This window comes from Aetokthonos hydrillicola CCALA 1050 (assembly GCF_017591665.1).
Lineage (GTDB): Bacteria > Cyanobacteriota > Cyanobacteriia > Cyanobacteriales > Nostocaceae > Aetokthonos > Aetokthonos hydrillicola.
Genome location: NZ_JAAKGC010000253.1, coordinates 1 through 3209 on the forward strand (window position 1 = coordinate 1; position 3209 = coordinate 3209).

Annotated in this window: 4 protein-coding genes; 1 reads left to right on the forward strand and 3 read right to left on the reverse strand. The window is 36.4% G+C overall.

The genetic code is table 11. From position 1 onward, the window contains the following. A partial coding sequence (locus G4P69_RS36505; RefSeq protein WP_243903169.1) for an isocitrate/isopropylmalate family dehydrogenase occupies nucleotides 1–271 on the forward strand: 271 nt, incomplete at its 5' end. A 281-nt stretch (nucleotides 272–552) separates the two neighbouring features. Here the strand turns inward: G4P69_RS36505 and G4P69_RS36510 are convergent. The 3 genes from G4P69_RS36510 to G4P69_RS36520 form a co-directional block, all read right to left on the reverse strand. Then, on the reverse strand, nucleotides 553–1026 hold the full coding sequence (locus G4P69_RS36510; protein WP_208341847.1) for a cache domain-containing protein: 474 nt from the start codon (nucleotides 1024–1026) through the stop codon (nucleotides 553–555). A gap of 691 nt (nucleotides 1027–1717) precedes the next feature. After that, the gene (locus G4P69_RS36515) at nucleotides 1718–2167 is read right to left on the reverse strand and encodes a PIN domain-containing protein (RefSeq protein ID WP_208341845.1); all 450 of its coding nucleotides are present in this window, start codon (nucleotides 2165–2167) and stop codon (nucleotides 1718–1720) included. 775 nt (nucleotides 2168–2942) lie between these two features. Next, nucleotides 2943–3209 (reverse strand): 3D domain-containing protein (locus tag G4P69_RS36520; RefSeq protein ID WP_243903170.1); only part of this gene is annotated, 267 nt, incomplete at its 5' end.

Here is a 3209-nt window from a genome sequence, read left to right on the forward strand (position 1 = left end):
TGATGAGTGTGCTATTTTCGAAGCTACCCACGGTACAGCACCTAAACATGCAGGCTTAGATCGAATTAATCCAGGTTCAGTTATTTTGTCTGGCGTTATGATGCTGGAATATCTGAAATGGCAAGAAGCAGCAGATTTAATTAAGACAGGTTTAGCTGATGCAATTAAAAATCGTCAAGTTACCTACGATTTAGCACGTTTGATGGAACCTCCTGTAGAACCTCTCAAATGTTCTGAATTTGCTGAGGCGATTGTTAAGCACTTTAGCTAAAAGAGATCTCTAGTACCCTTCGGTAACCTGAAGGGTACGCCCTTACAATCACAAAGCGATCGCTCACCTGCCACAATGTTGCTAATGTAATAGGCATTAGGGTTTTCCTAGGAACTGCTTTGGGGCTATCGTCCGGTGCTTTTACAGGTGCTGCATTACTTTCAATTTTACGACAGCCTACCACCCGCTGAGGTGAAAAGCCTTAATCGGATAGCTGAAACAAGCAAAGAGTCAACATAAATTTTATGCTACACTCCCCAATAGAATCGTGACGTATCGTTCTACAAAGGTGAAGTTAATTCTGGAACACAAAGAGGTATTTCTAGTTTCGCTAGCAAACAGTTACTTGCGAGAACTCCGATTAAACTTAAGTCTTGTGGATTAAAGAGTGGAATTGAATAAGTTGTCAAAAGACAGTCCTCACTAGAACCGCCAAAATCGAAATAAGGAACACTCCAAACAGGTTCTCTAAGATTGACGGGAACGTCGTACCAAACAGCTTTTGTGTAGTCAAACTTACTAGCAAGATCTTTATGCTCCAGTCCGTTTTCACCTCTAAACACAAAAGGAGCAGCATTTTTTATGTCAGAAGAAAAAGCAAATGTAGCACCGAAAACACTAGAATTGCTATTTAAATAATTTGTCAAAACAAAAAATATAGAATTTACTTCTGGAATATTGGAAATAAAAACCTCAGCCAAATTCTTCGTTGCTGCTTGAATTTCTGCCTTGTTTTGCTCTAGTTCAGCAGTCATAAGTTTTGTTGGTAGAATGTCTCCTGGAACCACACCACTTAACAGTGTATACTTACTGTTAAATAATGAAATCGAATTATTAAACTGCTATAACTAACTTAGCTAGTATATATAACTGTTAACTACAGCAAGAATTTCTACAACTGATTAGATGCTACATATATATAGAATTTGCTAATCGTATTTCTTCCCTAAAAACAGCAACTCACATTCTAGCAATAATATCTATAAATATAACAAAAAATAATCCACCTTTTCCAGAAATTAAAGCAGAAAGACTAAAAGATGGATACTGTGCTAGAATTAGCACAGTATCCATAGTTATAAGCAGTTTCGTGACGCAAATAATCCAAAATCCAGAAACAAAGGGCATTTTTGCTCATAAATAAGCTAATACCCAGCTAAATTGTATAATCGAAAAAAACCTAAAATTATTCTTATGCGGGCTTCTTGGACGCGTTACATAAATTAAATAAACATGCGACTCACGAAACATACAACAGCTTACCATGTGGTTTTAAGCTGAACCTTCCCATGTACAGATGTACTAAATGTACTCATTTAGTCTTGGACAAAATTAGTCATCCTACTAAATTACAACACAGAGCATTAAATTCGCTCAGGCTTTCTCCGATTTTCAGTAAACGTACTGCTACAATCTTAAAAATTCAAGCCTTACAATGAGAAAGTATTAACGTAATCTGGTGGCTTCTAATTGACTTTCTAAATTTGCACGTAGTCTCAATTCTGCTACTGACCAAACCCAAAACTTATTTGGAGCATCAGCAAAATCATCCTGATTATGGGTGACAATAGCATCAAGTTCTTGATAACTCACACAAGCTAACTCAACAGCAGATTCAAAATCTTTTATAGGTGATGAACGAGCTTGCTGTATGATGCTTTGTTCAATAGAGCAAATCTGAATTTTATCTTGTAACCAATCGATGACTATCTCGGCAATCTTCGTATTTCTTAATCGGCTAGCGTAGGCGTATATTTTTTGCCAACCAATATCTGTGATATGCATTTGAATGAACGGATGTACCCTATCAAGTAATTCGGTAAGATCACTTACAAAACCGTTCCGATTCATCAAAGCCTCTAATATTAGGTCAGCATCAACTAAGATCCTGATCACTTTTCACCCCCCAATTCAACTTTCGACTTATCGTCTGCAATAGCAAATACTATTTCTCTTGCGTATTAATACAGTTATATACAAGCTATAGCAACAAGATTTCGGATTTATGCAATTGTAATATGTCCAAGAAACTTTTAAAGGGGTAGATATAAACTGGCTTTGACATAACTGCTTTTGAATGTAAAGGTAGGCATTAGTTGAGTGAAACTAACCAAGTATGACGACAAATAATCTTTGTAGTTCCGGTTTGATTTTCTTCAGATTTAGATAAGCTAAAAATGCGATCTTGACATAATGTTTTTACCTAGTAAATAGTAAAAACATCATACATTAAATCGTTGAAGTAAACCAAAAAAATCTTATATGAAATTGTGATTTCTTGAAATAAGCTAGGATTACTCAGAGTTTTATAGCTAAAGTAGCTAGCTAGTCGTCGTTTTGCTCCAACTCATCTTGAATGAGTATATTTTTACTGTTGACTTCCCCACAGGGTTTGACGCCCTTAACAACAGAAAATGTAAGTTATTTGAGTATAGCAATCGAAGTGAAATTGTGTAAATCGATTGGTTAGTCGATGTATAGACGTCAAACGTAACCAGTCTATACAATTTTCATAAATAATTTAGGATTGCTATGTAAGCCAAAAATATGGATTGAATAACTTAGACTACTAGAGTTTTGCATCTTCTTTTATCCACTTTCTTGAATAACCCACTAATAAAGCGTACGTAAGTAAGCTATATATGTAAGACTGGGTGGAGGATCATAAGGTTCAATTTTGAGCTTTAAGAAGCAAATAATATAAATTTCCGTTGCTGACGGTGATTCCAGCGCGATCGCCTGCCACTTTCCCAGTCCCTAAAAAATAATCGACCCTACCCGCACCCTTAATAGCACCCCCTGTATCTTGGTCGAGAACATAGCGACTGACGGTACGCTGTACCATTTCACCTTTCTTATTGACAAAAGGAATAGTTGTGTGAATTAATGCTAAAGCGCCAGGAGGCATCAGAGATTTATCGGTAGCGATTGAGCGCTC